Genomic DNA, 25,716 nt, shown 5'->3' with positions numbered 1-25,716 from the left:
AGGAGAGAACGATGATCAGCAAGAACACGCTCACCGTCGCCGCCGCTGCCGCCGCGATCGCCTTCGGCCTGACCGCCTGCGGGGGGATGGACGGCTCCGCCACCGAGGAGGACACCGAGGCGGGCGGCACCGAGGAGACCACCGACGGAGGCATGGACGAAGGAACGCAGGTCGCGGGTGAGAACTTCGGACCGGGCTGCGCCGCCGTGCCCGAGGACGGCGACGGGAGCTTCGAGGGTATGGCCCAGGACCCGGTCGCCACCGCCGCGTCGAACAACCCGCTCCTGTCCACCCTCGTCACCACCGTGGGAGAGGCCGATCTGGTCGACACCCTCAACACGGCCGAGGACATCACCGTCTTCGCTCCCACCGACGACGCCTTCGCCAAGATCCCCGAGGAGGACCTGAACGCCCTGCTGGACGACAAGGAGCGGCTCACCGAGGTGCTGACCTACCACGTGGTGGAGGGCGAGCAGGCCCCCGAGGCGCTTGAGGACGGCACGTTCACCTCCCTCCAGGGTGAGAACGTCACCACCGAGGGCGCGGGCGAGGAGTTCACGGTCGACGGAGACTCGAAGGTGGTCTGCGGCAACGTCCAGACCTCCAACGCGACCGTCTACATCGTCGACACGGTGCTGATGCCCTCCTGATAGGAGGATGGACCGAACCGGCCCCGGACGGTCCACGCGATGACGCGTGGACCGTCCGGCCCTCCGACCGATCACGACCACGGGCCGGGGCCGAACGTCGCTCCCGTATCCCGCCCGAACCAAGAGCCTCATCCCCGAGACGAGAAGGATCCGGATGGACAGGGCAGTGACCGCGCCGCAGGACGCGGCCCATCCCGCCCCACTCGGGCTGGAGGAGTTGCTGCGCCTCGTGGCGCGCGGCGACGAACAGGCCTTCGGTCGGGTCTACGATCTGATCTCCCCTTCCGTGTACGGCGTGGTGCGCCGGATCCTGCGCGACCCGGCCCAGTCGGAAGAGGTCGTCCAGGAGGTCCTGGTCGAGGTCTGGCGCACCGCCTGCCGTTACGACGAACGGCGTGGCGGTCCGCGTGCCTGGGTGATGACCCTCGCCCATCGCAGGGCGGTGGATCGCGTGCGATCGGAACAGGCCGGTAGGGACCGTGAGGCCCGCGCCGCGGCCACCGACACGAAACGCCCCTACGACGAGGTGGCCGAGGAGGCCACGGGGCGGCTCGAACGGGAACGCGTGCGCCGATGTCTGGAGACCCTGACCGAACTCCAGGAGCAGTCGGTACGTCTGGCCTTCTACGGCGGATACTCCTACCGTGAGGTGGCCGGCCTGCTCTCCGCTCCCTTGGGGACCGTCAAGACGCGCATGCGCGACGGGCTCATCCGGCTGAGGGACTGTCTGGGGGTGGAATGGTGAGAAGGACGCTGAACCAGGACCCGCACACCTTGACGGGTGCCTACGCGTTGAACGCCCTCACTCCGAGTGAGAGCCTGCGCTTCGAGGACCATCTGGCCCACTGCGAGTCCTGTTTTCAGGAGGTGCGCGGCTTCTTCGAGACCTCGGCGCTGTTGGCGTCGGCCACCGCTCGGACCCCGCCCCCCGGGCTGAGGGAGCGGGTACTGGCGGAGGTGGCCGAGACCCGACAGCTGGCCCCCGCCCCCGAACGCCTCCCCGAACCGCGACGACGTGGTCGTTCCCTGTTCCCGACGCTCGCCCTGGCCGCCTGCCTGCTCCTGATCCTCGTCCTGGGCGCGGTCGTCATCGACCAGAGCCGTCAGGTGGACGAACTCCGGGCCGAGGAGCAGCGGATCGCCGCCGTACTCGCCTCTCCGGACTCGATCTCCACCAGGGCCGAACCCATGGAGGGGGTGAGCGTCACCGTCGTGAGTTCCGAGATCCAGGGCGCCCTGGTGTTCAGCGCACACGGCCTGGAGGCCCTCGATGAGGAGGACTACCAGCTCTGGCTGACCAGGGCCGATGGCGGCGTCGTCTCGGCGGGGGTGCTCTCCGTCGACGCCTCCGGATTCGTGTCGCCGGTGCTGGCGGCTCCGAGTGAGGAGGATGAGGGCATCGCGGTCACGATCGAGCCCGAGGGCGGTTCGGAACACCCCACCTCGGAGCCGGTGATGGCGATGCCGGTCGCCGGCTGACCTCTAGAGCCCTCCCCGAACCCGCGGCCCCCGTCCTCCCCGGTGGGGGCCGCGTCCCGCACGTGAGTGTCAGGCGACGACGAGTTCCTCCGGCGGGGGCAGTGAGCGCATGGTGGGGCCGAGGGTGAACAGGGCCGCCAACGCCGATACCGAGGCCATCACCAGGAACACCGGCACCGGGCCCGCGTGGTCGAACACCACCCCGATCCCGACGATGCCGATCGGCTGGGACAGCAGGGACATGAACGTCACCGCCCCCAGGGCCCGCCCCTGGTAGCCGTCCGGGACGGCGGCCGCGACGTAGCCGAAGAAGACCGCGTTGACACCGGGCACCAACGCGAACACCACCGCCACGATGAGGCCGAGGGGGAGCGTTCCCGGGACGGCGACGAGCGCGAGCGCGCAGACCGGCGCCGACCAGGCGGTGATCAGGAAGATCCGGGTGGGGCTCAGCCGCCGCACCACCGGGCCGGCGAGCAGGGAGCCGACCAGCCCGCCCATCCCGGCCAGCGACACGGTCAGACCGACCACCAGGTGGGAGGCGCCGCGCTCGTCCGCGGTGGCGATGAGAGCGAGGAAGACCCCCGCCTGAGCGAAGGCGATGTTGAATCCGACGATCCATCCGATCATCGGGCGGAGTACGGGGTGCCGGGCGAGCAGGACGAAGCCGCTCACCGTCTCGCGCGGGCTCCACGGTTCCCGTTCGGGTTCCCTGGACGCCTGCATGGGTCTGCGGATACGGAGCAGGAGCGCGGCCGACAGCAGGTAGCAGACGGCCTCGGTGACGAACGGGAAGGCCCGCCCCAGGCCGAAGAGAGAACCGGCGATGGGCGCTCCGAGCGCCGTGGTGCTGAAGAAACGGATCTGGTTCTGTGCCGAGGCGTCGGCCATCTGGGAGGCGGGCACGAGCTGTTTGATCGCGGCCACCGCCACGGGGTTGGAGACGCCCATCAGAGCGGAGGAGGCGGCCGCGACTCCGATGACCAGAGGCACCCCGACGTCGTCGCCGCCGAGGAGGAGTCCCGCGAAGGAGACCAACAGTACGAGGCGTCCCAGGTCGCAGAAGAGAAGGATGGCGCGACGGTCGGCCCGGTCCGCGAGGGCCCCGCCGACCACCGCCGTGATCATGGTGGTGGCCACCTGGACGGCGCCGATCACCCCGGCCTGAGAGGCCGATCCGGCCAGGAGGAGGACGAGGAGCGGGTAGGCGACCTCACCGCTCTCCTTGCCCAGCCCCGCGAGGAAGCGGCTGGTCCACAGGGCCTGGAAGTCCTGGTTCCTGATGAGCGGGGTGGTCGCGCCCTCTCCGTCCTCCGGCTGTCCTGGGGACAGGTACGGCTGTGGCCGGTCCGTGGTCATGGCGTGCGGCTTCCCGTGATGTGGCCGTCGGGTACCGGAGAGGGGCTCGGACCCACTGATCGGTCTGCTCCACCCACATCGCCGGTGCCTCGAACGCTGTGGGACCGTCAGGGGCGGAGAACGGGGGCCACGGAGGAGGGGTCGGAGGGCGGGGTGTTCATGTCGTCATTATGCGCACATTGTGGACACTTGCCAGGTTCTCGGACTGTATGACTGACTTTTCCGGGCGAATGGCCACTATCGGCCGCTCAGGCGCACGGAACGACTCCGCGCGCACACGTACCGTCCCCGTCCACCCACCGACGCGTGACGTCACCGGCGATGTGACCCGAGGTCCTTCCCTCGATCCCTCGGATCGCGACGACGGCCGCCCCGAAAGGGCACGCCGACCGTGTTCGGGTGTTCCGACCCGGCGGGGCACCGCGTACCACCGGGTTCCGTATTCTTCGTGTGCCCCTCACGCGACCTTTCGAAGCACGACCCCCGTGTTCCCGAAGCCGAGCGGCACGAAAACCCTTCGCCCTAGCCGCGGAGGGGGAGCGGGTCCAGGGCCGTCCGGGGCTCCTGGGAGGCGCGCGGAGGACGTGCGCTCTCGGCGGCGGCCTCGATGGTCCACGGGGTGCGTTCGACGTAGGCGACGACCAGCGCCACCAGCAGCGATCCCCCGGCGACCAGGACGTAGGAGGCGGTCCACCCACCGGTGAGTTCGCCGAGCAGTCCGAACAGCAGCGGCCCGCCGAGGGCGATGCCGCTCCCCACCCCCTGCACGAAACCGGACAGGGCGGCGGCGCCTCGCGGTGTGGAGCTGCGGGCGTTGATCATGGTCATGGTGACCACGAACAGGCTGGTGCCCAGACCGAGGAAGAGCACCCACAACGGGGCGAACCCCGGCGCCAGGGCCACGCCCAGGTAACCGACGCCGTAGCCGGCCAGACCGAGGGCGACGATCGGGAAGGTGTTGCCCGCGCGCAGTGTGATCGTCGGCGCGACCAGCCCGAACATCAGGCTCGCGCCCACCATCAGGGAGACCAGGCTCCCGGCCGCGGCGGGACTGTGCCCGGCGTCGCTCAACAGGGTGGGCAACCAGGTGAAGAGCGTGAAGACGTTCCAGGTGACCATGCCGAAGAGCAACGCCATCCGCCAGGCCATGCCGATCCGGAGGATCGGTCGGGCCAGGGCCGGACCTCCCGTGGCGGTGGCCGTCCGGCTTCCGGTTCCTCCACGGCCGCGACCGACCCACTGGGCGATCCACAGGAGGGAGGCGATCAGGGCGATGCCCGCCCACGCTCCGAGAGCGATCCGCCAACCGGCGAGCTCGGCCAGCGGGATCGCGACCAGGGGCGGAAAGAGCGCTCCGAGGTGGATCGCGACCATCTGGACGGTGCTCAGGGCGGCGAGACGGTCGGGGAAGTACTGCGCGATCAGCGGCGGCAGCACGACGTTGCCCAGGGCGGCTCCGGTGAGCGCGACACCGGTGAGCGCGAGCAGGGTTCCGGTATCGGGCGCGAAGGCGCGCAGGACCTGGCCCACCCCGGTGAGCAGCATGCTCAGCGCCGCCGTGGCCTCGGGGCCCAGCAGGCGCATGATCGCCGGTGTGATCAGCCCGAAGATCGCGAAGGCGACCAGGGGCAGGGTGCCGAAGACACCGATGACGGTGGCGGCGAAGCCGAACTCGTCGCCCACCGTGGTCAACAGGGGCGACAGGGAGGTGACGACGAGGCGCAGGTTGAGCGCCGCGCAGACGATCGCGACCAGGGCCAGGACCCGGCCCCGGGGTTCAGGGCGCACCGACGGTCGGTCGGTGTCGGCCGCGACAGAGGAAGGTCTCATGGTGACGGACGTCCCTTTGTTGTGCGGTGGTGCGTCATCGCACCGTTGCTGGGCCGACCGGCGGGCGACGGTGCCTGCCAGGTGAGGTTCTCCCCCTGGCGAGCCAAATACGACCTTTTCCCTTAGATGTTATGCACACGCCGGACCAGAAAACAAAGCACCGTATTAAGTACGTGTAAACTCCCCATATGGCTGATCTTGATGAACTTGATGCGGCGATTCTGGCCGAACTCCAGTCGGACGCACGGAAGACCAACCGCGACGTGGCCGCGGCGGTGGGCGCCTCCCCCACCACGACGCTGGATCGGACCCGGGCATTGCGGGAGAAGGGTGTGATCCGCGGCGCACTGTTGGACGTGGACCTAGAGGAGATCGGCCGGCCGGTTCAGGCGCTCGTCACCGTCAGTGTCGAGAAGCCCTCACGCCACAACATCGAGTCCTTCCGCGACTGGGTCGGCTCCCTGCCCGAGACCCTGTCGGTCTTCGTCACCTCGGGCGACGAGGACTTCCTGGTCCACGTGGCCCTCCCCGACAACAACAGCCTGTACTCGTTCATGGTGGACCGTCTCACCGAACGACCCGAGGTCGCCGACGTGCGCGCGTCGATCGTCTACGAACATCTGCGCAACCACCGCGTCACCCCCACCAACACACGGAGGCGTTGACCCCGGTCGATGGGGCTCCGAGCGGCGGGGACTAGCCTTGCGGCGTCCTCGCTCCCGGCTCGAAAGGCCCCATGACCACACCGATCGTCGTCGCGGTCCTGATCGCGGCCCTGTTACACGCCTCCTGGAACGCGATCGCGCACTCCATCACCGACCGTCTCCTGGGGTTCGCCCTCATCGGAGCGGGCGGGATGCTCGCCACCCTGCCGTTCCTGTTCGTGGTCGGCCTGCCGCCGGTCGAGGCCTGGCCGATCCTGTTGGGCTCCCTCCTCACCCATCTGCTCTACCTCGGCCTGTTGATGCTGTCGTACCGGACCGGCGACTTCGGGCAGGTGTATCCGCTGGCCCGGGGGACGGCCCCATGGGTGGTCGCCCTCATCGGGGTGGTGTTCCTCGGTGAGACCCTGCCGCCTCGGGAGTTCATCGGGGTACTGGTGATCTCGGCGGGTCTGATGGTGCTGGTGTTCGCCGGCGGCATGCCGAAGCGGCACCACGTCCCCGCGCTCGCGGCGGCCTTCGCCACCGGCCTGGCCATCGCCTGCTACACCGTGGTGGACGCCTACGGCGTGCGACTGACCCAGAATCCGCTCGGCTACATCACCTGGGTGATGATGCTCCAAGGGCCGGTGTTCCTCCTGGTCGCGATCGCCACCCGACGGCGGAGGCTGGTGGCGCAGCTGCGCCCCATCTGGAAGGTCGGGTTGACGGGCGGCGCCGTCAGCGCCGGCGCCTACGGCCTGGTGCTGTGGGCCCAACTGTCGGGGGCCGTCGCCGGTATCGCCGCCCTGCGGGAGTCCAGCATCGTCTTCGCCGCCCTGATCGGCCTGGTGTTCTTCCGCGAACGCTTCGGTCCGGTGCGGATCCTGGCCGCGGCCGTGGTGGTCGCGGGGGTCCTCCTGCTCGCCCTGTGAACGGACAGGGTGAGTAGAAGTACTCAGAGGCGCGGGCCCGTCGTCGGTGGTCTCACCGGACATGAAGACGCACAGGCACCTCCCCTCCGCCCTCCTCGTGACGGTCGGCGCCGGCCTGCTCCTGACCGGCTGCACGTTCCCGCCCCTCTCCCCCGCTCAGATCGACGGCTCCCCCACGGCCGAGCCGGTCGAGTCCTCCCCCGAGGCCGAGGCGACCTCTTCCGCCACCACCCCCGAGGCGTCCGAAGCCGGAGAGGTGGTGTGGCTGGTACCGCACAGCACCGAGTGGACGACCACCTACGACGCCGATCAGGACCTGTACCGGTCCACGCTGGACGACACCGGCTGCGACATCATGCACAGCCGGACCACCGGGGTGGCACGGGCCGGCGAGGAGGGACACGAGCCGATCGACACCGTGGACCGGCTGCTGACGACCGTCGCCGAGCAGACCGGGGACACCCCGGTCGAGGAGCCCACCGAACCCCTCTCCCTCATGGCGGAATCGGGTGAGACCTTCGATTTCGAGACCAGGCTGGCCACGTTCGACAGCGACGGGGAGAACCGCACCGTCCGCGCGGCGGCGCAGTGGTTCGACGACACCGAGCTCCTGGTCAGCGCCTCATGCCCCTCCGACGAGTGGGAGGAGAACGGCTTTCTCATCACCATGTTCCTGGGCGTGACCTCCATCGACGGGGTCTGAGCCTCCGCCCGCGTCCTCCGGTGACACACCCTCGGATCCACCCGCCCCCGAACCCGGCTCGGGGGCGGCGTAGGGTGTGCCCTGTGACCGAAGTCTCATCACCGCACGAAGTGGGCGAAGCCGCCGAGGTCCGCCGTATCCAGCGCGAACTCGGACTCCCCGGCCTCGTCGACGTGCACACGCACTTCATGCCCGACAACGTCCTGCGCAAGGTCTGGGCCTACTTCGACGCCCTCGGCGAGGGCGTGTGGCCCATCACCTACCGGTTCGACCAGGACGAACGTCTCGCGGTCCTGCGCGACCTGGGGGTGCGACGCTTCACCGCGCTGTCCTACCCCCACCGTCCGGACATGGCCCGATGGCTCAACTCCTGGTCCGCCGGGTTCGCCGCCGACCACCCCGATTGTCTGCGCAGCGCCACCTTCTACCCCGAGCCCGACGCCGCGACCTACGTGGCCGAGGAGATCGCCTCCGGGGCCCGGATCTTCAAGGCGCACCTCCAGGTGGGCGCCTACGACCCCCGCGATCCACTGCTCTCCGACGTGTGGGGTGCCCTCGCCGACTCCGGCACCCCGGTGGTGGTCCACTGCGGTTCGGGCCCGCTGCCCGGCAGGTTCACCGGCCCGGGCCCCTTCTCCGAGGTTCTGCGCGACCATCCCCGCCTGACCGCGATCGTCGCCCACGCCGGGGCTCCGGAGTACTCCGCCTTCCTCGACCTGGTCGAGCGGTACGAGCAGGTACGCCTGGACACCACCATGGCGTTCACGCCCTACACCGAACGCTCGGCCCCCTTCCCCCGCGCCGAACTCCCCCGGCTGCGGGACCTCTCCCACCGGGTCCTGCTGGGGACGGACTTCCCGAACATCCCCTACGCCTACGTCGAGCAGATCCGTTCCCTGATCGCGCTCGATCTGGGGCCCGAACGGTTGCGCGGCGTCCTGCACGACAACGCCGCCGCCCTGTTCGGGATCTGAGACCGGCCCGCCGGCCCGAGAACCATCATCCGTCCACGTTCGCAACGACGTCGTCCAAGGAGAGAGGGCACCGTGGAGCTCACCCTGACCCCCCTGGAGTTCGCCCGCCGCACCCGCAGGCTGTACCCGCAGCGCGAGGCGGTGGTCGACCGGGATCTACGCCTGACCTACGAGCAGTTCTTCGACCGCTGTGACCGCTGGTCGTCCGTCCTCCAGGGCATGGGGGTCGTCAAGGGCGACCGGGTCGCCTACATCGCGCCCAACACCCACGCCCAGCTCGAATCGTTCTACGCGGTGCCCCAGCTGGGCGCGGTGCTCGTCCCCGTCAACTTCCGGCTGACCGGCGAGGACTTCGTCTACATCGTCGAGCACTCCGGCGCCAAGGTGCTGTGCGTGCACGCCGATCAGCTCGACGCCGTGGACTCGGTGAGGGACCGGATGCCGGGGGTGGAGCGCTTCATCGCGTTGGAGGGCGCCCGCGAGGGTTGGGAGGACTACGAGGCGCTGATCGCCGACGCCTCCCCCGGCTTCGAGCGCCCGGAGATCTCGGAGACCGACCTGCTCACCATCAACTACACCTCGGGGACCACGGCCCGCCCCAAGGGGGTGATGATCACCCACCGCAACGCGTACATGAACTCGGTGGGCACCCTGCTGCACCTGCGGATCGAGCTGGGACAGCGCTACCTGTGGACCCTGCCCATGTTCCACGCCAACGGGTGGACCTACACCTGGACGGTGACGGCGGCCGGAGGCACCCACGTGTGCCTGCCCGCCATGGACCCGGCACGCGTGTTCGAACTGATCAGGGAGGAGGAGGTGAGCTGGCTGTGCGCGGCCCCGACCGTGCTCATCATGCTCGCCAACACCCCCGAGAGGGTGCGCGGCGACGTGCCGTCCGGCGTGCACGTGGTCACCGCCGGCGCCTCTCCCGCCGCCGAGACCATCGAGCGTTTGGAGGGCGACTTCGGCTGGACCGTCACCCACGTGTACGGACTCACGGAGACCACGCCCTTCATCACCGTCTGCGAGCGACGGCCCGAACACGAAGGACTGTCCACGCGCGAACGCGGCGCCCTCAAGGCCAGGCAAGGGGTCGAGCTCATCACCTCGGGCGAGCTGCGCGTGGTCGACGACGAAGGCGTCGAGGTGCCCTGGGACGGAAGGACCGTCGGCCAGATCACCGTGCGCGGCAACGTCGTGATGAGCGGCTACTACAACGACCCCGAGGCCACGGAGAAGGCGATGGGCGACGGCTGGTTCCACACCGGTGACGCCGCGGTCACCCACCCGGACGGCTACGTGGAGATCCAGGACCGGATCAAGGACGTGATCATCTCGGGCGGGGAGAACATCTCCTCCGTCGAGGTGGAAGGGGTACTGCTGCGACACCCCGCGGTCCTGGAGGTCGCCATCGTGGGGGTGCCGCACGAACGCTGGGGCGAGACCCCGCGCGCCTCCGTGGTCCTGCGCGAGGGGGAGACCGCCACGGAGAAGGAGATCATCGCCTTCGCCCGCGACAACCTCGCCCACTTCAAGGCGCCCACCCAGGTGGAGTTCGTGGAGAGCCTGCCCAAGACCGCCACCGGAAAGATCCAGAAGTACGTGCTGCGCGGCGGCGCCTCCGCCGTCTCCCGCCAGTAGCGTCGTGGCGCCCGGCGTCGGACGCCGGGCGCCACGCCCTCACATCGGCGACGGGGTGAGCAGCACGAACCCGGCCCCGAACGGGTCGGAGCAGACCGCCAGACGTCCCACGCCCGGAGCGTCCTCCGGCCCCATGAGAACCTGGCCGCCCGCGTCCCGGAGCTCGGCGATCACCGCGTCGCAGTCCATGACGTGGAAGACCGGATGCCAGTCGCCCTTCCCGTCGGTCTGCGGCAGCTGGTCCGGCGTCATCTCCATGGCCCCGCCGAAGTACCGGTCCTCCCCCGTACCGGCCGGACGGATCATCGAGTACCGCTGGGAGCCCTCCAGCTCGATGTCGGTGAACTCCCAGCCGAAGAGGCCACCGTAGAAGTCCTTGGTCCCCTGGGCGGAGGGCGTCCACATCTCGGTCCACATGAGGGCGCCGGGCGCGTCCGTCAACTCCAGGCCGGAGAACGAACGGGGCTGCCAGAGCGAGAGATCTCCCCCCTGGGGATCGGTCAGGTAGGCGGTCCGGCCCAGTTCGAGCACGTCCATGGGCTGGACGTGGACGGTGGCGCCCAGAGCGGTGGCCTCGCGCAGGGTCTCGTCCAGATCCGTGGTGTACCTGTAGATGGACCAGACGATCGGCTGTTCCTCGTCCCTCGTGGGGCTGATCGCCCCCACCAGGGCCCCGTTCAGCCGGAAGTTCACGTACCCGCCGGCCTCCGGACCGGCCGACTCCGCCTCCCAACCGAACAGGCGCCGGTAGAACTCGGCCGTGATCTCGGGATCCGGGCTCGCCACGTCGATCCAACAGGGTGACCCGGGAAGATGGTCGGTGGTGATCATGCTCCGCCTCCAGTGAAGATTCCCCCACGAGTGTGCTTCGCGACGCCGACATTCCGGGGATCCGACCGGCAAAGTCTCGACAATCCCTCGCCCCGGATCAGCCGTGGCCGCCCTCCGGATCCAGGAGCACGAAGCCCGCCGCCGACGGGTCCGAGCACACCGCGGTCAGGCCCACCCCGGGCGCGTACTCCGGACCCATGTGCACCCGGCCTCCCGCGTCCAGGACCGCGCTCGCGGTGGCGTCGCAGTCGGCCACCTGGAAGATCGGATGCCAGTCGGCGGCGCCGTCGGTCCTGGGGAGCTGCTCCGGGGCGACCCCCATGAACCCGCCGAAATAGCGCTCCTCGCCCATGCCGATCGGCCGCAGGGTCGTGTACGCGCTGTCGCCGCCCGGTAGAGGGATGTCGTCGTAGCGCCAGCCGAACAGGCCCCGGTAGAACTCCTTGGCGCCTTGGACGTCGGGGGTCCACATCTCGACCCAGCACAGGGTGTTGGGCCGGTCGACCGCTTGCAGACTGGAGAACGTCCCCGGCTCCCAGAGGGCGAACCAGCCTCCCTGGGGATCCGTCAGGTGTGCCATACGTCCCAGCTCGCGCACGTCGGTGGGCTCCACCTCCAGGGTCGCGCCCAGGTCGCGGGCCCGGTGGACGCTCGTCTCCACGTCGTCGGTGTGGAAGTAGGGCGTCCAGGCCGGTGGTTCGTCGTCGACGATGCGCGGACCGATCCCGCCCACGGCCTCCCCCGTCGACCTCATGACCAGGTAGTCCCCGAAACGCTCCCCCATCGTCTGGGTGCGCCAGCCGAAGACCCTCCCGTAGAAGTCGGCCGAAACGATCGGGGCGTCGGACCCCAACTCGAGCCAGCGGGGCGAGCCGACGACGAAGTCGGTGGTGATCATGTGCTTCCTCCTTCTCGCCTCCCCCACGAGTCTGAGGCGCATGAGCACACCGGAAGGAGATCGACCGGCAAAAACTCGACAATCACCCCATGTGAGAAGTGCGGGATGATCATCGGACGTAACCACCGCCCTTCGAGGAAGGAACCCTCCGTGCACGGACGCCTCCACCATGTGGGACCGGTGATCATCGACGTCGTGATGGAGGTGGACTCCGTGCCCGTGCCCGGCGGGGGCGCGTTCGCGAGCTCGGCCGTAACACTGCCGGGCGGCGGGTTCAACGTGATCGCGGCGGCCGCCCGGACCGGTATGGAGGTCGTCTACGGAGGGGCGCACGGCACAGGGCCGAACGGAGACCTGGTCAGGGCCGCCCTTCGGTACGAAGGGGTGGCGGTGGCGCACCCGCCCAGGCCGGAGGACACCGGTTTCTGCGTCGTCATGGTGGACTCCGACGCCGAACGCACCTTCGTCACGAGGCTCGGGGCCGAGGTGGACCTGCCCTTGGCGGATCTGCGGCGGCTGCGCCCCGCATCGGGCGACTTCGTCTACACGGTCGGGTACTCGCTCCTGCCGGGGGAGCGCGCGGACGAACTGGCGATCTGGCTCGAAGGGCTCGCCGACGGGACGCGACTCGTGCTCGACCCGGCCCCGGTCGCGGGCATGATCCCGACACGGACCCTGGAGCGGGTCATGCCCCGAGTGGAGGTCCTCAGCCTCGGTTCCGACGAGGCCGCGACGCTCTCCGACGAGACGGACGAGGAGAAGGCCGCCGCCCTGCTGGTCGAGCGGATCGCCCCCGGCGGTGTCGTGGTGCTGCGCCGGGGCGCCCGGGGCTGCCTGGTCGCCCGGGAGGAGACCGGGGTCGTCCCGGTTCCGGCGTTCCCGGTGTCCGCCGTGGACACCAACGGCGCCGGCGACGCCCACGTGGGCGTGTTCACGGCGGGACTGTCCCGGGGGACCGATCCGGTCGAGGCCGCCCGCCGCGCCAACGCGGCCGCCGCCCTCGCCGTCACCCACCGAGGCCCGTCGACCTCGCCCCGCGTCGAGGAGCTGGAGGCCTTCCTCGCAAAGCACCGCCGGTAGCGGTTCCCGAAGGACGATTCAGGCCGCTGAGCGGGACGATCCATAGCCTGGATCAAACATAGGAGTACACTTCTATTAACTGTACTTCTATTAATCGCTCAGGGTGGTCGTCATGCGCAAGCCCTCCGAGATGTTCGACCGCGACTACGAGTGGTCGGCGTTGTCCCGGTTCATCACCGACGAACAGCCCGGCGCGACCCTGGGTGTCGTCTCCGGGCGTCGCCGTCAGGGCAAGACCTTCCTTCTGGACGCCGCCTGTCGGGCCGAGGAAGGCTTCTACTTCGGAGCGACCGAGGCAACGGATACCGAGTCGTTGCGCCGAATCAGTGCCGCGCTCACCGCGCATGTCCGTCCCCCCACCCCCTACCACTTCGCCGACTGGTCAGAGGTCGTCGATTCGCTCTTGGCACTCGGAGCGGAGCGGCCGGTACCCGTGGTCATCGACGAATTCCCCTACCTGGTCAAGGCCAATCCGGAGCTCCCCTCCATCATCCAGGAGGCGTTCCGTCCACTGCGTGAACAGCGTGCCTCCTCACGTACCCGGATGCTGCTGTGCGGCTCGGCCCTGTCGTTCATGGGCAGGCTGCTGTCCGGAAACGCTCCCCTTCGAGGGCGCGCCGGCCTGGAACTGGTCGTCCGCCCTCTCGATCATCGACTCGCCGCCGAATTCTGGGACATCACCGACCCCCATCTGGCGATGAAGGTCAACGCGATCGTCGGTGGCACCCCCGCCTACCGTCGTGAGTTCGCCCGTGGCGACTCACCGAGCGGGCCGGAAGACTTCGACGACTGGGTCGTCCGTACCGTCCTCAACCCCGAGACCCCGCTCTTCCGAGAGGCACGCTATCTCTTGGCGGAGGAACCCGATCTGCGCGATACCGCCCTCTATCTCTCGGTTCTGGGAGCCGTGGCCGACGGCAACGCCACTCGCGGTGGCATCGCGAGCCACATGGAACGCAAGGCCACGGACATCGCCCACCCCATCAACGTTCTCGAAGACGCGGGCCTACTGCACAAAGACTCGGACGCCTTTCGGGAGAACCGCCCCACCTATCGCATCTCCGAACCGTTGATCGCCTTCTACCACGCGATCATGCGCCCCGTATGGGACCAGTTGGAACGCCCGGGAAGCGCGTCCCGGGTCTGGCAGGCGAGCCGTCGCCGTTTCGTCAGCAACGTCCTGGGGCCGCACTTCGAGCAGGTCTGTCGTGAGTGGGCCCTGCATCACGCCGATCCTGATCTTCTCGGCGGCCTGCCGGCCCGGGTGGGACACGGAATCGTGCACGACACTCGAGCGCGCACCGGTCATGAGGTGGACGTGGCCATCGTCGGTATCCCCGATGGAAGCCGGAGGCCGCCATTGCTGGGTATCGGTGAGGCCAAGTGGAACGACACCATGGGCGCCGCCCACATCGAGCGTCTCCGACATATCCGTGAACTGATCGCCAGAGGCGGACGTTACGACACCGAGCGAACCCGCCTGTTCTGCTTCAGCGGTGGCGGTTTCAACGACAAGGCCCGCGCCGAGGCGGAGACGTCTCACGACATCCGACTGATCGACCTACCCACCCTGTACGGTCGGGCGTGAGTTCTCACCGGCGTCCGGATCTCCCCGGCGCACGAAACGCTCCGCGCTCCTCAAGAGGCACGTGGGCGAAACGGTCCGAGATGGCGATGTGCCCCTCGGCGGGGCCGAGGGGCACATCGGTTCGTCTCCGCTCCCGTCAGGGCTGCTGCGGCGGGAAGGGCTTGGTCGGAGGCTCCTGCTGCTGCGGGGGCCGCTGAGGCTGAGGCGCCTGCTGGGGGTACTGCCCAGGCGGGGGGAACTGCTGCCGGGGCGGGAAGCCCTGCTGTTGAGGCTGCTGAGGCGGAGGCGCCTGCTGCTGCGGGTACTGCTGCGGCGGGGCGAACCCCTGAGGCCGAACGGGCTGCTGCCCGGCGGCGAACACCTTTTTCGGGAGAAGCGTCACGGTCGCCGCGATGAGCAACAGGAGCCCCGAGATCCCCAGCAGGATCGCGCCCGAACCGGCGGAGGCGTAGGCCTGACCACTCGCGGACGAGCCGCTGCCGAAGCCGTTGATCGTACCGACGAGGCCGAAGAGGATGGCGAGGACGCCCGCGGTGATGACGGCCCACTTCTTACCGGTCATCAGCGACACCACGGAGAAGGCGATCACCGCGATGAACCCGATGAGCATGACGGCCCCCTCGCCGGGGGGCGCCTCCTCCGAGAAGTAGTTGACGCTCACCGAGTAGCCCCGGTAGGACGCGGAGGCGATCGGCATGAAGAGCGAGATGATCCCGATGAGCGCGAGCACGGGGACGGCGAAGCGGACCCAGATCGTCCAGTGCACGGCGCCCGAACCCTCACCGGACCTCTCGCTCACCGTCCGGGCCGCGCTCATGGCGGCGGGCGCGACGGTGTCGGCGAAGTAGGTCTTCGCGCCGTTCGCCAGATCCTTGGCGCCGGAGGCCGCCTGCGAGGATTGCGCCCCGCTCTGCGGCGCTCCCCCCATCGGAGGCGACCCGGGCCGCCCGGGTCCGCCCACAGGAGGCACGGGTCCGTTCCGCGGCCCGCCGACGGGCCCCTGGGGGCCGGTCTGGAGGGGGCCACCGCCCATAGGGGCCTGGGGACCGCTCTGCGGCGGCCCTCCCATCGGCGGGCGAGGGCCGGTCTGCGACGGCGGGGCGGCCTGGGGCGTGTTCTGCCGAATGTGCGCGGCCAGGCCTCCATCACAGTTCGGGTGACGCAGGATCGACGGCCAAAGGTCCGGTCGGACGGCGGCGATCCGCCGTAGGGTCTCGGAGTCGATGCGCGGGTCGGCCAGTTCCTGGGCGGAATACCCGGCGGGATCGCGTGGCCCGGGCGAGTTCATTCGTGCTCCTCGGGGAGGGGGGTGGAGGATGCTCGGCGCATCAGAGCACAAAGTACCAGCGGCCTTTCCGTGGAAACGGCCGCCGCGCGGGGTGATACTCGACTCGAACCGCCCTGCCGTGCCTCGAAAGCGTCGACGCCGAGACGGAACGAGCACCGCTCCGCTTTCCGTCCATGAACAGGACGACCAAGAGCGAAAATCGGCGTCTTCCCGGTTCAGAGGTGGCTCAAGACCCTTGGACACGGAAGGGACGGCCCACCTCGAGAACGCTCCGATTCGACGCTCTCCGAGAACATGAATCAGTGTTTGAAGTGCACGAACAGACGGCCGAAGTTCTTCGAGTCCTTCTCCACACGGTGGTAACGCGCCTTGACGTCCTTACGGTCGAGAAAGCGTAGGACCCGCTTCTTCAACTGGCCCGATCCCTTGCCCGGAATGATCTCGATGGTCTTGGCCTTCTTGCGTTCGGCCTCGTCCATGATGTCGTCGAGTGCCCGATCGATGTCACGTCCCTTATTGAAAATGTCATGCAGGTCGAGCTTGAGTCGCACGTTCGTACCTCCCGGTCCGGTTGGCACGGATGATACGCGCACGGTCCCCGCAGGGCCCGCGCACGCCACCCACCCCGGGGCGAGGCCACAAGGTCTCCACCGAGGCCGTGTCCATCTGTCGCCCGGAACTGTTAGGCATGGGAGGCATTTCACCTCCTGAGAAGAGAGTTCCCTTGGACAACCTCACCGAGTTCGCAGGCCTGCCCGTGGTGGATTTCCCCGAAGAGACGACGGAGGAGGGGTGGCGGCGCGAACTGCGACAGGTCGCGGGCTCTGATGGCGCCCCCGCCGGCGTGGGCTCCGTGGCCTGGCGGCTGCGTGTCGACGGCACTTCGTGGCTGGAGCCGGACGAACGCGCCCGGCACCTCACCCGTTTCCTCTCCGAGGTCGGGGGCGAGCGGGTGTCCGCGATGACCCTCGGTCTCTGGGGCGGCAGGGAGATGGCCGAGCCGGTGGATCTGCTCGTCGAGCACGCCGACGCGTTTCCGAACCTGCGTTCCGTCTTCGTCGGCGACGTCGGCTGGGACGAGTGCGAACTCTCCTGGATCTGCCAGACCGACCTGAGTCCTCTCCTGGAGGCCTTCCCCCACCTGGAGGAGTTGGGCGTGCGGGGCGCCGCGGGCGCCATCAGGACCGGAGAGCTCTCCCTGCACGTGCCCTCGCACGGGTCGCTGCGTTCCCTCACCGTCGAGAGCGGTGGGCTGCCCGGTTCCGCCACCCGGGGGATCGCCTCCTCCGGACTGCCGGCGTTGGAGCGCCTGGAGCTGTGGCTGGGGGTGGAGGACTACGGCGGCGACACCTCACCCGGCGACCTGGCCCCGTTGCTCTCGGGAGAGGGCTTCCCCGAGCTGCGGTATCTGGGCGTGCGCAACGCCGAGAGGCTGGACGAGTGGATCCCGGTCCTGGCCGAGGCGCCCCTCCTGAAGCGGCTCGAGGTACTGGACCTGTCCCTGGGCATCCTCACCGATGAGGGGGGTCGGGTGCTCGTCGAACGGGCCGCGGCCTTCTCCGGGCTGCGCGAACTCGACCTGCACCACCACTACCTGAGCGAGGAGATGGAGGAGCGGGTGCGCGCCGCCTTCGCCGAGAACGGTGTGGAGGTCGACCTGTCGGACCGGTTGGAGCCGGACGACGAGGATCCCGACGAGGGGCCCATGTACTACACCTCGGCCTCCGAATAGAGAGCGGGGGCATCCCGCCCCACTCGTGTGTCGAGGCGGGCCTCGAAGACCGGAGGGTCTCCCGGAGCCCGTTCTCCACCTTCGAAGACACGGACACGCGCCGAGGAACGTCGCCGAGAACGCCGAGGGTGGCAGCATCGGAAGAGTGAAGGTTCCTCGCCGGGGCCGCTCCGCCCGGGTCGATGGTGCTCGCCTTCCACCGATCATCGAGGCCGCCTCGACACGGGGCTCCCGGCGGGGCCTCGCCGACTCGCGGGACGGGTGCGATGGATACCGGACGGATCGAAGCGTTCAGCGACGGCGTGCTCGCCATCGTGATCACGATCATGGTGCTGGGCCTGGTCCAGCCCGAGGCCGCGACCTTCGAGTCGTTCTTCGCCACCACCGGCCTCGGCCTGCTCAGCTATCTGCTGTCGTTCGTGTACGTCGGCATCTACTGGAACAACCACCACCATATGTTCCAGGTCGCCGACCGCGTCGACGGCAGGGTCCTATGGGCCAATCTCGGCCTGCTGTTCTTCATCTCCCTGCTGCCGTTCACCACCTCGTGGATGGACAGTACGAGCTTCGCGCAGGTCCCTGTGATCCTCTACGGCGTCGTTCTTCTACTGATGGCCCTGGCCTACTTCGTCCTCCAGAGCACGATCATCCGGGTCCAGGGGAAGGACTCCCCGCTCAAGAGGGCCATCGGAAGCGATTGGAAGGGCAAGGCCTCGCCCGTCCTGTATCTCGTCGGGATCGTCGCGGCGATCCTGGACCCCGGTGAGGCGGGGGTCGGTATCGGGATCGCGCTCGTCGCCTTCGTGCTCGTCGCCGTCCTCTGGGTGATCCCCGACCGGCGCATCCACCGCTTCTACCGAGAGAGCCCCGAGCGGGACTCATAGTCCGGGCAGCGCCGCTTCGGAACCGACCACCGCGGGTACATCGGCGAATCCGGGACCCGTGCCCTCCCCACTCCCCCGACACCCTTTGGAGGCCCCTTGCCGAAGAGAATCGCCACCTCCGCGGACGGAACCGAGATCCGTGGCTTCGACGAGGGGGCCGGGCCTCCCGTGGTCGTTCTGCACCCTGGCATGGACGACGGCACATCATGGGACCGGGTGAGTACCCGACTCGCCCCGCACTTCCGTGTCGTACGCGTGCACCGCCGCACCTACCGGCCGGACCTGCGCGTCGATCCTCGAAACTCGCTGAAGCGAGAGGTGGAGGACGTCGTGTCCGTGGTCCGGTCGTTGGGCGGACGCGCCGTTCTGGTCGGCCACTCCTCGGGGGCGGTCGTGGCTTTGGAGGCGATGGCGGCCTCACCCTCGTCGTTCGCGGGGGCCGTACTCTACGAACCGCCCGCGCCCCTCGAAGGGCTCCCTCTCGGAGGAGAGGCCCTTCGAAGGGCCGAGTCCGCCGCGGATCGCGGAAGGACGGCCCGCAGCATCGCGATCTTCTTCCGTGAGGTCGTCGGATACCCCGCCCCCTCAGCGTGGCTCTTCGGGGCCGTCGTCGCGGCCGTTCCCGGTCTGCGGCCTCGTGCGCGGCGCCAGCTCGTCGACTGCAAGGCCATCGACCTGGCGGGCGTGCGCGTCGACCGGTACTCCGAGATCGGAGTCCCGATACTTTTCCTGCTGGGCCGGCGCAGCCCGTCCCATCTGCGCCGTCGGAGCGAGGCTCTTCGCGATGCCCTCCCCGGAGCCCACATCGTGGAGTTGCCCGGGCAAGGGCACCTCGCCAACCGGCTCAGGCCGGGGTGGGCCGCCGAGGCGATCGCCCGGTTCCACGAGGCCTTGGGCGAACCCCGTCGGACCAGGGCGAGCGAGAGCTGATCGGGCGCGGGGGCTTCCGCCCCTCCGGGCCCGGTCAGAGCCGCAGTTCGAAGGCCATCCGATCCGTGCCGGGGCCGTCGTACCCCTCGTGCGGCCCCGTCACGGCGAACCCGATCGAACGGTGGAAGGCGATCGACCGCTCGTTGACGGGAGAGGTGACCGCCCGGACGACGGTTCGTCCGTCGTCCCTCGCGGCGTCGAGGAACAGCCGGTACATCTCCCGGCCCAGCCCCGACCGACGCTGCTCCGGAGCCACACCGGAGAAGTGCACGTAGGCCTCGTCCCCCTTCGTCGGGCTGGGGAACCCCACCAGGAAGCCGAGCAGCTCCCCGCCCTTCTCGGCGATCAGGATCGTCGTGTGGAAGTGGTCCAGGAACAGCCGGGGCAGGATGTGCGCCACCGGTCTCCCCCACCACTCGTCACAGACCGCGACGATCCGCCCGTAGTCCTCGGGCACCGCGTTCCTGATCAGGACCCCTTCGGGCCCCTCGCTCTCCCAGTCACCGCTCCACGCGTTCATCAGGTGAAGACCTCCTCGAAGGGTCGCCCTACCCCCGGATCGCGGTCCAACACCGCGAACACGACCCGTTCGAAGATCCCGTCGAACTCTCCGTGGAGCCCCCTCCCGAACGCTCCGGCGACATCGGCCGGGTCGTTGCCGAACACCCCGCATCCCCAGGCCCCCAGGATCAGGCGCGAGGCCCCGTGGTGGGCCGCCACGGCGAGCACCGCGCGGGCCCGGGACTCCAGCGCGGGCGACACGGAATCCGCCTGCTCGGGCTGGTTGCGCTCCACCATCCTTCGGTTGGGCGCGGCCGAGGTGAGCATGTCGACCGGCACCGCCTCGGGCAGCCAGTCTCCCCGGGCGTCGCGGTAGACGGGCACGCTCGGCGACCAGATCACCCGGTCGCTGTACAGAAGACTCCGTTCGGCCCGATGGTGAGCGTAGAAGTCCGGACACCGGATCAGCGAGTCGTACAGGGCGCTGGATCGGGCCAGACTCTCCTCCTGGGCCCGCGCGCCGTTGGCCACACCGCCGCCGGGGTTGCGCGCGGAGGCGAAGTTGAGCGCCGCGACACGGCCGCCGGTCTCGACGGTCAGTCTTCGCGCGGCCGCGAGGGTGTCCTCTCCGGTCACCTCGTACCGGGTCTCGAACCGCGGTTCGGGCAGCGGAAGCGAAGCGATCTCCTCGGGCGTGTGCAGACGGGTGCCGGACCGCATCTCGGTCAGCGGCGCGGTCAGGTCCACCTCCCGCCCCTCCACCGGGTAGGAGCCCCTCTCGTAGGCCTCCCTGGTCTGTCGCCACACCTCACGCAAGCGTTGGGACACCGTCGCTCCTCTCATCGGCCCCCGACGCTAACGAACCGGCCCCACCGCCCCCAAGCGATTTTCACCGCGCCCGGGGCGGGAGGTCAGGGTCTGGTGGTGACGAAGATGGCGGTACCGGGGAGGACACGGCCGCGGACCGGCCCCCAGCCGCCCCACACCTGATCGTTGTCCTCGGGCCACTCGGGTTCGACCATGTCGCGCACGACCAGGCCGGCCGCCACGAGACCGCGGATCCAGTCGCCCACCGTGTGATGGTGTTCGGCGTACAGGGCCCGACCGTGCTCGTCCTCCTCGACGTAGGCTCGGCGGTCGAAGTAGGACTGGCGCAGGGTCATCCCGTGCTCGGTCGGATCGTCGGGGAAGCACCACCGGATCGGGTGGGTCACCGAGAACACGAAGCGACCGCCGGGCTTCAGGACCCGGGCCGTCTCGGCGAGCGCCGCCTCGGCCGCGGGCACGAACGGGAACGCCCCGAAGGCGGAGAAGGCCACGTCGAAGGAGGCGTCGGCGAACGGCAGCCTCTGGACGTCGGCCTGGACCGTGGGCACCCGCAGTCCGGTCTGTTCGTCGATCCGACGGGAGTGCTGAAGCTGCCGTAGGGACACGTCGAAGGCGACGACCTCGCCCACGCCCTGGTCGCGAAGCCAACGGGAGCACTGCCCGGCCCCGCAGCCGATCTCCAGGATCCGGGCCCCGGCGACGTCGCCGAGCAGCCGGGCACGGGCCTCGTCGACGCCCTCCGGCGACCAGACGAACCCGACGTCGCGCAGGAAGTCGCCGTGCTCGAACTGGTAGGCGTCGGCGGCCCCGTCCCACCAGCGGCGTCCCGCTCTGGCGCTCTCCTCGGTCGTCATCGAACGCCGTTCCACCCCGCCGGGCGTCGGGTACTCCGGCTCCTCGTTCACGCTGTCGTGCACACCGCTCCTACGTCCGGGTCCGAGGGACCTGTTCCTCTTCGTCGACGCCGGAGGTCTCCCCGGCGGGTCCCCCACCAGTGTCGCCGTTCGTGAGCGCGCCGTCGCCCTCGGAGTCCTCTTGTCGGGCATCGCGCAGCTCACGGCGGATGAGCACGATCCACCCGATGACGGCGACGACGCTGAACACCCACCATTGGACGGCGTAGGAGGCGCTCATCCCGCTGTCCTCTTCGCGCAGTTCGACGTACTCGGGGACGAACTCGGGCGCCGGGTCCTGGCCGGTGAGCTCCATGTAGCCGTCGTAGATCGGGTACGGCAGCTCGTCGGAGAGCTCCGCCACGTCGACGATCATGATCTGCCCCTCGGGCAGTCCGTCGCGGCCGTGCAGGCCGGTGTTCTCCTCGGTCTCGCCGATCTGGAGGCGCCCGGTCAACTCGACGGTTCCTTCGGGCACCTCGGGGATCTCGGGGGTGTCCTGTGCTGTCTCCCCTCGTTCGATCCAGCCCCGGTTGACGAGCAGGCCGGTGCCGTCCTCGGTGATCAGAGGGGTGAGGACGTGGAATCCGACCCCCTGGGAGCCGTCCCGGTTGCGCAGCAGGAGCTGGTGGTCGGTGTCCCAGGTTCCGGTGGCCTCGATCGTGCGCCAGCGGTCGTCGCGGGAGACCGGTTCGTCCACGGAGGCGATCTCGTCCACCGAGACGGGTTCGGCGGCGAGGTTGCCCCGCTGGAGGTCGACGGCCGAAGCGCGTTGACCGGCCCGGTCGAGCTGCCAGAAGCCCAGCCAGATGAAGGCGGGCACGAGCAGTACGACCAGCGCGTGGAAGGCCAGCATGCGACGGGAGAACAGGACTTTGAGCACGTCTTCGAGGTTATGAGACGGCTCCGACCGCACCACACCGCCCCCGTGTCGGGGAGGTGTCGATGCGGCCGGAGCGGTGTTCCCCTGGTCGGGGTCGTTTCCGAGGCGCGGGAGCCTAGATCTCCTCGGCGGCGGCCCGACGCTTGCGGCGGGCGAAGTAGAGACCGGCGCCACCGGCGCCGATGGCGGCCAGGGCGGCGGCGACGAGACCGCTCAGGGCACCGCCGGTGACGGCGAGCTCGGAGCCACCGGCCTGGTCGACGGGGGCGGGCTTGTCGTCGGAGGTGCCGGAGGAGGTCTCCTCTTCCTGCTTCTCCTCCTCCTTCTCCGTCTCCTTCTCCTCGCCCTTCTCCTGCTCGGTCTCCTCTTCGGTCTCCGTCTCCTCTTCGGTCTCGGTCTCTTCCTCGGTCTCCGTCTCCTCCTGCTCCTCTTCCTCCTCGGGCTTCTCGCGCTCGTCGGAGATCTTGGTGACACAGGCGGCCTCGGCCATGCCGAGGACGGAGACGGCGTTGCCGCAGATCTGGACGGCGGCGGAGACCGGGACCGAGACCTGGTTGCCGGAGGCGATGCCACCGGAACCGTCGGTGGAGGCGCTGTTGGCCGGGTTCCCCGTGTTCTCCGGGGTGGCCTGGATGATGTTGATGATGGTGGTGCACTCGGCGCTGGCCCCGCCCAGGACGGCGACGGAGTTGCCGCAGATGTCGATGGCGGCGCCGACCGGAACGTTGAGCTGGTTGCCGGAGGCGATGCCACCGGAACCGTCGGTGTCGAGGGTGGAGGGGGTCTTCTCCGACTCTTCCTGGAGGGCCTCGACGACGGAGACGCAGTCGGCCTCGGAGACACCGGCCACGGCGACGGAGTCACCGCACATGTCCAGGGCCGCGTCGACCGGGACGACGATCTGGTTGCCGGAGGCGGCGCCTCCGGAACCGTCGGTGGAGGCGCTCTGGCCGCTGGTCTCGTAGAGGACCTCGGACACCTTGGTGCACTGGGCCTGCGAGATGCCGAGGACCGCGATCGAGTTACCGCACAGGTCGGCCTCGACGTCCACGGGGACGACGATCTGGTTGCCGCTTCCCACACCGCCGGCACCGCTGGTCGTGGCGTCGGCGAAGGCGGCGCTGAGCGGCGCGATCACCAGACCCGCGGTCAAAGCGGTGGCGAAGGAGTAACGGAACGTGTTGCGCATGGTGCGGCTGGACCTTTCTGAAGACTGCCAGAGGACGCGCCGAGCGGAGCGCGAGGTCCGTGCGCCCGATTCCCGGCGGTCTCTGTACGGCCGCGTGGACGGGTCGCACGGTGGGCGGGCCCGTCCGCGACGGAGTCGGGACGGCGGGGTGGCCCGCGTATACGTGCATGGGTGACGGTTCGGCCCTTTCGGAGTTCGTTCCATGGACGACCGCCAACGGACCGAAACGTTAGAGCAGAGCGGGCGAGCGCGCAGGCCGTTTCAGGAATCGCCCACCACGCACATCATCACCATATGCTCATGCTCCACTACGAACGGGCATACTCGCAGGCCCGAGGGTTGCATAGAGCTACTACACGTCGCATTACAGTGACTCTGTGTAACGACTCGGGGTGAAAAAATTTCGGGAGTTCATCGAAAAGAAGACTACGAAAGGACTTCGTAGATTCGTTTTCCCCACCCCAGTAGAGCGCCTCATTCCTTGCGTCCATAATCGTCTTGAAAAAGACAGAAGTCCGAAGAGAGAAAATTGACCGATTCGCCCCTTCATGGCACAAGGGCCCCCTCCGAACCTTTGCCCACCAGAACCCCGGAACACCACGGAAAGAACAATGAATTCGCTGGTCAGAAGCGTTTATCCTGACGTTGGACCTGTCCGCTCCCGACACTTTCCCCTGCCCCGAGAGGAGAGTCCGACCGTCTCCGGCACCCGGGACACGAGGCGACGACGGGGCCGAAGATCACCGCAGGCATCCGACCCCACGGACGACCGGGCTCCACGGCCGCGTGCTCCACCGACGGCCATGCCCTCCGTCCCCCTCTTGGAGCACGCATGAACCTCGAACAGCCACGACCGCGCCGGCTCCTCACCATGAGCGCCGCTCTCTCGGCCCTGGTCCTCGCCGCCGCCTGCTCGACGAACGAGCCCCCCGAACCACTCGAACGGGGCTCCGTCGACGAAGAGGAGGCCACCGCGGCCCCGCAGTCCTCCCACGAACCCGCCACAGAGCCCTTCACCATCGCCTTCGGCGGGGACGTGATGTTCGAGGGCATCCTCCGCCCCCGTCTCGCCGACCCCGCGACCGCGCTCGGCCCCGTCTCCGAACACCTCTCGGCGGCCGACCTGGCCATGGTCAACCTGGAGACCGCCGTCACCGAGGGCGGGGTCCCCGTACCCGGTAAGGAGTTCGTCTTCCGCGCGCCGTCGAGCGCGTTGGAGGCCCTGGACGCCGCCGGCGTGGACGTGGCCACCGTCGCCAACAACCACGGCATGGACTACGGAGAGTCGGGCCTGCTCGACACCCTCGACCACGGGGACGGGTCTCCGGTCGCCCTGGTGGGCGCCGGCCGTGACATCGACGAGGCCTACACACCGCACGTCGCCGAGGTGAACGGACAGACCGTCGCCCTGTTCGGCGCCACGGACGTCATGGACGACCACCTCATCCCCGAGTGGACCGCGGGAGAGGGCTCACCGGGGCTGGCCTCCACCAAGGGCGAGATGAGGGAGCGGATGCTGGAGGCGGTCTCCGAGGCCGCCGACGAGCACGACAACGTGGTGGTCTTCCTGCACTGGGGGTTGGAGGGCGCGCACTGCCCGCTTCCGCACGCCCCCTCACTGGCCGACGAGCTCTTCGAGGCGGGGGCCGCCGCCGTCGTCGGCGGTCATGCCCACGTGCTCTCCCCGGGAGGGTTCCAGGGGGAGGGATACGCCCACTACGGCCTGAGCAATTTCGTGTTCTACAACTTCAGCGGCCCGACCGCCGAGACCGGCGTGCTCACACTGACCTTCCACGAGGGCCGGGTCCTGGAGTCCGACTGGACCCCCGCCCGGATCCAGGAGGGTGTCCCGATCCCCTACGAGGGGGTCGACGCCGAACGGGCCGAACGGACCTGGACCGATATGCGCGTCCAGTGCGACCTGCCCCTGAGCGACTCCCCCGTCTGACACGACGGGCGGGCCCGGGACGGCTCGT

Annotated in this window: 25 protein-coding genes; 14 read left to right on the top strand and 11 right to left on the bottom strand. The window is 69.2% G+C overall.

Translation table 11 applies throughout. The features are described 5' to 3' along the window. The first annotated feature begins 11 nt into the window (after positions 1–11). The 3 genes from TR33_RS24810 (at position 12) to TR33_RS24800 (ending at position 2,129) form a co-directional block, all read left to right on the top strand. Positions 12–650 (top strand): fasciclin domain-containing protein, encoded by a 639-nt coding sequence (locus tag TR33_RS24810; RefSeq protein WP_042285829.1) that lies wholly within the window; start codon positions 12–14, stop codon positions 648–650. A gap of 154 nt (positions 651–804) precedes the next feature. Beyond that, positions 805–1,395, top strand: a complete 591-nt coding sequence (gene sigK / locus TR33_RS24805; protein WP_084570331.1) for an ECF RNA polymerase sigma factor SigK — start codon at positions 805–807, stop codon at positions 1,393–1,395. After that, positions 1,389–2,129: an anti-sigma factor gene (locus tag TR33_RS24800; protein ID WP_042285826.1), complete on the top strand. Its 741-nt coding sequence runs from the start codon at positions 1,389–1,391 to the stop codon at positions 2,127–2,129. The genes sigK and TR33_RS24800 overlap by 7 nt, the downstream gene beginning before the upstream one ends. Positions 2,130–2,198: 69 nt before the next feature. On the opposite strand, the gene TR33_RS24795 is transcribed toward TR33_RS24800, so the two are convergent. Next, on the bottom strand, positions 2,199–3,488 hold the full coding sequence (locus TR33_RS24795) for an MFS transporter (protein ID WP_017532985.1): 1,290 nt from the start codon (positions 3,486–3,488) through the stop codon (positions 2,199–2,201). 522 nt (positions 3,489–4,010) lie between these two features. Further along, entirely contained in the window at positions 4,011–5,318 is a 1,308-nt protein-coding gene (locus TR33_RS24790; protein ID WP_042285824.1) for an MFS transporter, read from the bottom strand. A 188-nt stretch (positions 5,319–5,506) separates the two neighbouring features. Here TR33_RS24790 and TR33_RS24785 point away from each other — a divergent pair, with 188 nt between their 5' ends. From TR33_RS24785 to TR33_RS24765, 5 genes are all read left to right on the top strand, one after another. Continuing rightward, positions 5,507–5,983 (top strand): Lrp/AsnC family transcriptional regulator, encoded by a 477-nt coding sequence (locus TR33_RS24785; RefSeq protein WP_014910270.1) that lies wholly within the window; start codon positions 5,507–5,509, stop codon positions 5,981–5,983. A 71-nt stretch (positions 5,984–6,054) separates the two neighbouring features. Then, complete coding sequence (locus TR33_RS24780) at positions 6,055–6,894, top strand: EamA family transporter (RefSeq protein ID WP_017532984.1); 840 nt, start codon at positions 6,055–6,057, stop codon at positions 6,892–6,894. A 61-nt stretch (positions 6,895–6,955) separates the two neighbouring features. Next, the gene (locus TR33_RS24775; protein ID WP_017532983.1) at positions 6,956–7,597 is read left to right on the top strand and encodes a hypothetical protein; all 642 of its coding nucleotides are present in this window, start codon (positions 6,956–6,958) and stop codon (positions 7,595–7,597) included. 83 nt (positions 7,598–7,680) lie between these two features. Further along, a complete protein-coding gene (locus TR33_RS24770; RefSeq protein ID WP_017532982.1) occupies positions 7,681–8,571 on the top strand; it encodes an amidohydrolase family protein in 891 nt (296 codons plus the stop codon). Positions 8,572–8,643: 72 nt separating this feature from the next. Beyond that, on the top strand, positions 8,644–10,215 hold the full coding sequence (locus TR33_RS24765; protein WP_042285822.1) for a long-chain-fatty-acid--CoA ligase: 1,572 nt from the start codon (positions 8,644–8,646) through the stop codon (positions 10,213–10,215). 39 nt (positions 10,216–10,254) lie between these two features. Here TR33_RS24765 and TR33_RS24760 read toward each other — a convergent pair whose 3' ends face one another. Together TR33_RS24760 and TR33_RS24755 are read right to left on the bottom strand one after the other, a co-directional pair. After that, on the bottom strand, positions 10,255–11,046 hold the full coding sequence (locus TR33_RS24760; RefSeq protein ID WP_042285820.1) for a VOC family protein: 792 nt from the start codon (positions 11,044–11,046) through the stop codon (positions 10,255–10,257). A gap of 97 nt (positions 11,047–11,143) precedes the next feature. Continuing rightward, positions 11,144–11,944 (bottom strand): VOC family protein, encoded by an 801-nt coding sequence (locus TR33_RS24755; protein WP_042285818.1) that lies wholly within the window; start codon positions 11,942–11,944, stop codon positions 11,144–11,146. 150 nt (positions 11,945–12,094) lie between these two features. On the opposite strand from TR33_RS24755, the gene TR33_RS24750 reads away from it, so the two are divergent. Together TR33_RS24750 and TR33_RS24745 are read left to right on the top strand one after the other, a co-directional pair. Next, entirely contained in the window at positions 12,095–13,024 is a 930-nt protein-coding gene (locus tag TR33_RS24750) for a PfkB family carbohydrate kinase (protein WP_042285869.1), read from the top strand. A gap of 112 nt (positions 13,025–13,136) precedes the next feature. Further along, positions 13,137–14,612, top strand: coding sequence for an ATPase (locus tag TR33_RS24745; protein WP_017532977.1), 1,476 nt, complete (start codon positions 13,137–13,139; stop codon positions 14,610–14,612). A gap of 136 nt (positions 14,613–14,748) precedes the next feature. Here TR33_RS24745 and TR33_RS26775 read toward each other — a convergent pair whose 3' ends face one another. Then, positions 14,749–15,900 (bottom strand): DUF308 domain-containing protein, encoded by a 1,152-nt coding sequence (locus TR33_RS26775; protein ID WP_159068820.1) that lies wholly within the window; start codon positions 15,898–15,900, stop codon positions 14,749–14,751. A gap of 299 nt (positions 15,901–16,199) precedes the next feature. Next, entirely contained in the window at positions 16,200–16,451 is a 252-nt protein-coding gene (locus tag TR33_RS24735; RefSeq protein ID WP_014912425.1) for a Smr/MutS family protein, read from the bottom strand. A gap of 173 nt (positions 16,452–16,624) precedes the next feature. Here TR33_RS24735 and TR33_RS24730 point away from each other — a divergent pair, with 173 nt between their 5' ends. The 3 genes from TR33_RS24730 (at position 16,625) to TR33_RS24720 (ending at position 19,446) form a co-directional block, all read left to right on the top strand. Further along, the gene (locus tag TR33_RS24730) at positions 16,625–17,632 is read left to right on the top strand and encodes an STM4015 family protein (protein WP_042285815.1); all 1,008 of its coding nucleotides are present in this window, start codon (positions 16,625–16,627) and stop codon (positions 17,630–17,632) included. Positions 17,633–17,898: 266 nt separating this feature from the next. Then, positions 17,899–18,516 carry a TMEM175 family protein gene (locus TR33_RS24725; protein ID WP_042285813.1) on the top strand — a complete coding sequence of 206 codons (618 nt, stop codon included), beginning with the start codon at positions 17,899–17,901 and terminating at the stop codon, positions 18,514–18,516. A 168-nt stretch (positions 18,517–18,684) separates the two neighbouring features. Further along, entirely contained in the window at positions 18,685–19,446 is a 762-nt protein-coding gene (locus TR33_RS24720) for an alpha/beta fold hydrolase (RefSeq protein WP_267880676.1), read from the top strand. A 34-nt stretch (positions 19,447–19,480) separates the two neighbouring features. Here TR33_RS24720 and TR33_RS24715 read toward each other — a convergent pair whose 3' ends face one another. From TR33_RS24715 to TR33_RS24695, 5 genes are all read right to left on the bottom strand, one after another. Then, positions 19,481–19,966, bottom strand: a complete 486-nt coding sequence (locus TR33_RS24715; protein WP_042285810.1) for a GNAT family N-acetyltransferase — start codon at positions 19,964–19,966, stop codon at positions 19,481–19,483. Then, complete coding sequence (locus tag TR33_RS24710) at positions 19,966–20,775, bottom strand: TIGR02452 family protein (protein WP_042285807.1); 810 nt, start codon at positions 20,773–20,775, stop codon at positions 19,966–19,968. The genes TR33_RS24715 and TR33_RS24710 overlap by 1 nt, the downstream gene beginning before the upstream one ends. 83 nt (positions 20,776–20,858) lie before the next feature. Further along, positions 20,859–21,692: a class I SAM-dependent methyltransferase gene (locus TR33_RS24705; protein WP_014909176.1), complete on the bottom strand. Its 834-nt coding sequence runs from the start codon at positions 21,690–21,692 to the stop codon at positions 20,859–20,861. Between the two features lie 7 nt (positions 21,693–21,699). Continuing rightward, complete coding sequence (locus TR33_RS24700; RefSeq protein WP_199806192.1) at positions 21,700–22,551, bottom strand: SURF1 family cytochrome oxidase biogenesis protein; 852 nt, start codon at positions 22,549–22,551, stop codon at positions 21,700–21,702. Between the two features lie 115 nt (positions 22,552–22,666). Beyond that, positions 22,667–23,740 carry a chaplin family protein gene (locus tag TR33_RS24695; RefSeq protein WP_042285803.1) on the bottom strand — a complete coding sequence of 358 codons (1,074 nt, stop codon included), beginning with the start codon at positions 23,738–23,740 and terminating at the stop codon, positions 22,667–22,669. A gap of 832 nt (positions 23,741–24,572) precedes the next feature. Between TR33_RS24695 and TR33_RS24690 the strand changes: the two genes are divergently transcribed. Continuing rightward, positions 24,573–25,688, top strand: a complete 1,116-nt coding sequence (locus TR33_RS24690; protein ID WP_042285801.1) for a CapA family protein — start codon at positions 24,573–24,575, stop codon at positions 25,686–25,688. Positions 25,689–25,716: the final 28 nt, after the last annotated feature.

This window comes from Nocardiopsis alba (genome assembly GCF_000710955.1).
GTDB lineage: Bacteria > Actinomycetota > Actinomycetes > Streptosporangiales > Streptosporangiaceae > Nocardiopsis > Nocardiopsis alba.
This window is presented reverse-complemented; position numbering and strand designations above follow the sequence as displayed.

Bases quoted from the DNA above. Each gene is read 5' to 3' on its own strand.
- TR33_RS24715 (WP_042285810.1), bottom strand. From the start codon at position 19,966: ATGAACGCGTGGAGCGGTGACTGGGAGAGCGAGGGGCCCGAAGGGGTC.
- TR33_RS24775 (WP_017532983.1), top strand. From the start codon at position 6,956: ATGAAGACGCACAGGCACCTCCCCTCCGCCCTCCTCGTGACGGTCGGC.
- TR33_RS24745 (WP_017532977.1), top strand. From the start codon at position 13,137: ATGCGCAAGCCCTCCGAGATGTTCGACCGCGACTACGAGTGGTCGGCG.
- TR33_RS24725 (WP_042285813.1), top strand. From the start codon at position 17,899: ATGGATACCGGACGGATCGAAGCGTTCAGCGACGGCGTGCTCGCCATC.
- TR33_RS24785 (WP_014910270.1), top strand. From the start codon at position 5,507: ATGGCTGATCTTGATGAACTTGATGCGGCGATTCTGGCCGAACTCCAG.
- TR33_RS24780 (WP_017532984.1), top strand. From the start codon at position 6,055: ATGACCACACCGATCGTCGTCGCGGTCCTGATCGCGGCCCTGTTACAC.
- TR33_RS24790 (WP_042285824.1), bottom strand. From the start codon at position 5,318: ATGAGACCTTCCTCTGTCGCGGCCGACACCGACCGACCGTCGGTGCGC.
- TR33_RS24795 (WP_017532985.1), bottom strand. From the start codon at position 3,488: ATGACCACGGACCGGCCACAGCCGTACCTGTCCCCAGGACAGCCGGAG.
- sigK (WP_084570331.1), top strand. From the start codon at position 805: ATGGACAGGGCAGTGACCGCGCCGCAGGACGCGGCCCATCCCGCCCCA.
- TR33_RS24695 (WP_042285803.1), bottom strand. From the start codon at position 23,740: ATGCGCAACACGTTCCGTTACTCCTTCGCCACCGCTTTGACCGCGGGT.
- TR33_RS24760 (WP_042285820.1), bottom strand. From the start codon at position 11,046: ATGATCACCACCGACCATCTTCCCGGGTCACCCTGTTGGATCGACGTG.
- TR33_RS24810 (WP_042285829.1), top strand. From the start codon at position 12: ATGATCAGCAAGAACACGCTCACCGTCGCCGCCGCTGCCGCCGCGATC.
- TR33_RS24800 (WP_042285826.1), top strand. From the start codon at position 1,389: ATGGTGAGAAGGACGCTGAACCAGGACCCGCACACCTTGACGGGTGCC.
- TR33_RS24690 (WP_042285801.1), top strand. From the start codon at position 24,573: ATGAACCTCGAACAGCCACGACCGCGCCGGCTCCTCACCATGAGCGCC.
- TR33_RS24755 (WP_042285818.1), bottom strand. From the start codon at position 11,944: ATGATCACCACCGACTTCGTCGTCGGCTCGCCCCGCTGGCTCGAGTTG.
- TR33_RS26775 (WP_159068820.1), bottom strand. From the start codon at position 15,900: ATGAACTCGCCCGGGCCACGCGATCCCGCCGGGTATTCCGCCCAGGAA.